Below are 3,815 nucleotides of genomic sequence, written 5' to 3'. Positions count from 1 at the left end.
CTTAGGCCCGTTTGTCGTCGTCGAGGTCCTCGAAATCAGCGTCGAGGATTTCTTCATCCGGGCCACCATCCGCATCTGCGGGGGATTGCTCGGTCTCGCCACCTTCGGCATCGGCTTGCGCCTTGTAGATCGCTTCACCCAGCTTCATGGCGGCTTCCGTTACGTTTTGGATGCCTCCTTTGATCTTGGATGCTGCGGCTTTTTCGTCCTCAAGGTCGTCGCGCAGAGCGGCAACTGCCAATTCGATCGCTTCCACGGTTGTGGGGTCGACCTTGTCGGAATGTTCCTCGATAGACTTTTCGGTAGAGTGGATCAGGCTTTCGGCCTGGTTCCGGGCTTCTACCAGCTCGCGGCGATCTTTGTCGGCCTCGGCATTTGCCTCGGCATCCTTCACCATTTGCTCGATGTCCTCGTCCGAGAGACCGCCAGAAGCTTGGATCGTGATCTTTTGCTCTTTGCCGGTGCCCTTGTCCTTAGCGGACACAGAGACGATGCCGTTTGCGTCGATGTCAAATGTGACTTCGATCTGCGGCAGGCCGCGTGGCGCAGGCGGGATGTCTTCTAGGTTGAACTGACCGAGGATTTTGTTGTCCGCAGCCATCTCACGTTCCCCTTGGAAACAACGGATGGTTACAGCGTTCTGGTTATCCTCAGCGGTCGAGAAGACCTGCGATTTCTTGGTCGGGATCGTCGTGTTGCGGTCGATCAGGCGGGTAAACACGCCACCCAGTGTCTCGATGCCCAACGACAATGGTGTCACGTCCAGCAGAACCACGTCTTTGACGTCGCCCTGAAGAACGCCAGCCTGAATGGCAGCGCCCATGGCGACAACTTCATCAGGGTTCACACCTTTGTGTGGCTCTTTGCCGAAGAACTTAGACACCTCTTCGATGACTTTGGGCATACGGGTCATGCCGCCGACCAGTACCACTTCGTCGATCTCATCCTTGGAGATACCGGCGTCTTTCAACGCGGCGGCGCAAGGCTTCATCGATGCTTTGATCAGATCACCGACCAGGCTTTCCAGCTTGGCGCGGGTCAGTTTCATCACAAGGTGCAGCGGCTGGCCGTTTGCACCCATCGAGATGAAGGGCTGGTTGATCTCGGTTTGGTTGGCGCTCGACAGTTCAATCTTGGCTTTTTCGGCAGCTTCCTTAAGGCGCTGCAGAGCCATTTTGTCCTGCGTCAGGTCAACTTGGTTCTCTTTTTTGAACGCATCCGCGAGGTAATTCACGATACGCATGTCAAAGTCTTCACCGCCGAGGAATGTGTCCCCGTTGGTGGATTTCACTTCGAACAGGCCGTCATCGATTTCGAGGATGGTTACGTCGAATGTACCGCCACCAAGGTCATAGACCGCGATGGTTCGTGTTTCTTTTTTGTCGAGACCATAGGCCAATGCGGCGGCTGTCGGCTCGTTGATGATGCGCAGCACTTCGAGGCCAGCAATCTTGCCGGCGTCTTTTGTTGCCTGACGCTGTGCGTCGTTGAAGTACGCGGGCACGGTGATAACGGCCTGTGTTACTTCTTCGCCAAGGTAGCTCTCCGCGGTTTCCTTCATCTTTTGCAGGATGAGTGCGGAAACTTGCGACGGGGAGAATTTCTCACCGCGGATTTCAACCCATGCGTCGCCGTTGCCGCCGTTCACGACAGCAAAGGGCATATTCTTTTTGTCTTTTGCCAGATGTTCGTCATCGACACGACGGCCGATCAGACGCTTCACACCAAACACGGTGTTTTCTGGGTTCGTCACGGCCTGGCGCTTGGCGGGCTGACCGACAAGGCGTTCACTTTCGGTGAAGCCGACGATGGAGGGTGTAGTACGGGCCCCTTCCGCGTTCTCAATAACGCGAGGCTGGGAGCCGTCCATGATTGCGACGCAGGAGTTCGTGGTCCCGAGGTCGATACCAATGACTTTTGCCATAGGACAATTCCTTCTTACTTAGGCGATACAATTCGGAGCAGGTCTGTTTTCAGCCCCTTCCCCATGATCCCGAACGCGAAACGGGTTCACGAAAATGTGGCTCATCCCGCGCTTCGCAGGGTATATAAGGACGTGTTGGGCCTGCCGCAAGCGTCCGAGACGATCAGAATGATCGACTGGCACTTAAAAATGCATGGAATTCGAGTCATTTCACCCCATGTATAGTTCATGAGTGTTTTGGTCCGCCCAACATACAGCCCGACGATTAGCGTGCGTGGCATTGATGTGTATGAGCATTTTTTGCTTGGCCCATCCCAAATGGCACTTTTGGACGATATTCGGGACATAACGCGCAGTGCGCCCTTGTTCCGCCCCAAGACGCGGGCGGGCAAAGAAATGTCCGTGCGAATGACCGCAGCGGGTAAATTTGGTTGGTATTCGGATCAAAAAGGGTACCGCTACGTACGCCGCCATCCTTTGGGTTCACCTTGGCCGGAGATCCCTGCGTCTGTTATGCAGATCTGGGACGAAATATCGGGGTCCTCGCATCGGCCCGAGTGTTGCTTGGTGAATTTTTATGATGGTGATGCGCGTATGGGCCTGCATCAAGATCGCGATGAAGCGGATTTGAATGAGCCCGTTGTTTCGATTTCACTGGGGGATGACGCGTTGTTCCGAGTGGGCAATACAACGCGGGGCGGGTCAACCGAAAGCATTTGGCTGCATTCCGGCGACGTATGTGTGATGTCCGGAGACGCAAGGTTGGCGTATCACGGTATCGATCGGATCGCGCCGCATACCTCAACGTTATTGCCGAGAGGCGGGCGCATTAACTTGACCCTAAGGGTAGTTACTTAGCGCGCGGCAGACCAGCTCACGGAGACATGACGCCGTGTGAAAAAGTCGCCCATCAACCCAAGCAAAACAAACGCTAGAGTGAAATACAGCGGGTACTGCCAATTGGTGAAGTGCGGTTCATAGTTAATAAACGTGTATCCGCGCGCCTGATCAATCGCGTGAAAAAGTGGGTTCCAACTAAACCAGCTGACCATGAAGCCGGGCAGGGTGTTCGCAACAAACATCTGCCCGGACGCGATCATGTTAAGCCGGGCATAAACCGTATTCAGGATCATCACGAAATTGGGTGCCCATGGCTTGGTCGCCAGAAGGCACATGCCAATCGCGACACCAGAGCCCCAAGCCAGCATAAACATGAGCCACGCACTGATCGGGTCATAAATGTCGAGCGGATTGAACAATGTGTGAATACCGAACATCACGACCGCCATTGAGAGCATCTGTAAGTAAAGTGACGATAGCGCAGCCGAGCAGATCGAGACGATCGTGTTCATCGGCGCATGTTTCATCATCGGGGCGGTAGGTCCCTCTGAGCTGAGGATTGCGCCCATTGCCTTGGTGTGTGTCAGGAACAGAAAAATGCCTGTCATTAAGTACAGCAGGAAATCGCCCCGGATTGCATTGCCAGTCATGCCCAAAACGGTGAACATCAAATAGAAAGCGACCAAAAAGATGATGGTTTGCAAAATCTCGATGCCGAGGCCGATCAGCGCATTGCCATGAGAACTTCGTACCTTGGCGACGGTCGCATGGTAAACCAACTCCAGAATCTGGAGCGCCGCAGCAGGTGATGAGGTCTTGCGAGAGTGCGTGAACATGGGCGCCTTGCGTCCGTTTGCAGTTTGGCTTGGGTGGTAGCCTACGCTAAACACCGTCAAGATTAAATGAACGTCCGCAGAAGCGGTTTAGAGAAAGGCCTAGAGATGGATTTTGACCAAATGATGGTCGCTATGAGGAAACTCGCGCTGCAAGCTGGTGCCGTCATTATGGACGTGTACGAATCAGATACCTTTGAAGTGAAAACAAAATCTGA

At 54.2% G+C, this 3,815-nt stretch carries 3 protein-coding genes; 1 reads left to right on the top strand and 2 read right to left on the bottom strand.

The features are described 5' to 3' along the window. Position 1 precedes the first annotated feature (1 nt). On the bottom strand, positions 2-1,924 hold the full coding sequence (gene dnaK, locus AC4GMC_RS17580) for a molecular chaperone DnaK (RefSeq protein WP_487879096.1): 1,923 nt from the start codon (positions 1,922-1,924) through the stop codon (positions 2-4). Between the two features lie 228 nt (positions 1,925-2,152). On the opposite strand from dnaK, the gene AC4GMC_RS17575 reads away from it, so the two are divergent. Then, positions 2,153-2,782: an alpha-ketoglutarate-dependent dioxygenase AlkB family protein gene (locus AC4GMC_RS17575; protein ID WP_487878181.1), complete on the top strand. Its 630-nt coding sequence runs from the start codon at positions 2,153-2,155 to the stop codon at positions 2,780-2,782. Here the strand turns inward: AC4GMC_RS17575 and AC4GMC_RS17570 are convergent. After that, positions 2,779-3,600, bottom strand: a complete 822-nt coding sequence (locus AC4GMC_RS17570) for an ABC transporter permease (protein WP_487878182.1) — start codon at positions 3,598-3,600, stop codon at positions 2,779-2,781. The genes AC4GMC_RS17575 and AC4GMC_RS17570 overlap by 4 nt on opposite strands. Positions 3,601-3,815: the final 215 nt, after the last annotated feature.

The organism is Thalassobacter sp., assembly GCF_982993085.1.
This window is presented reverse-complemented; position numbering and strand designations above follow the sequence as displayed.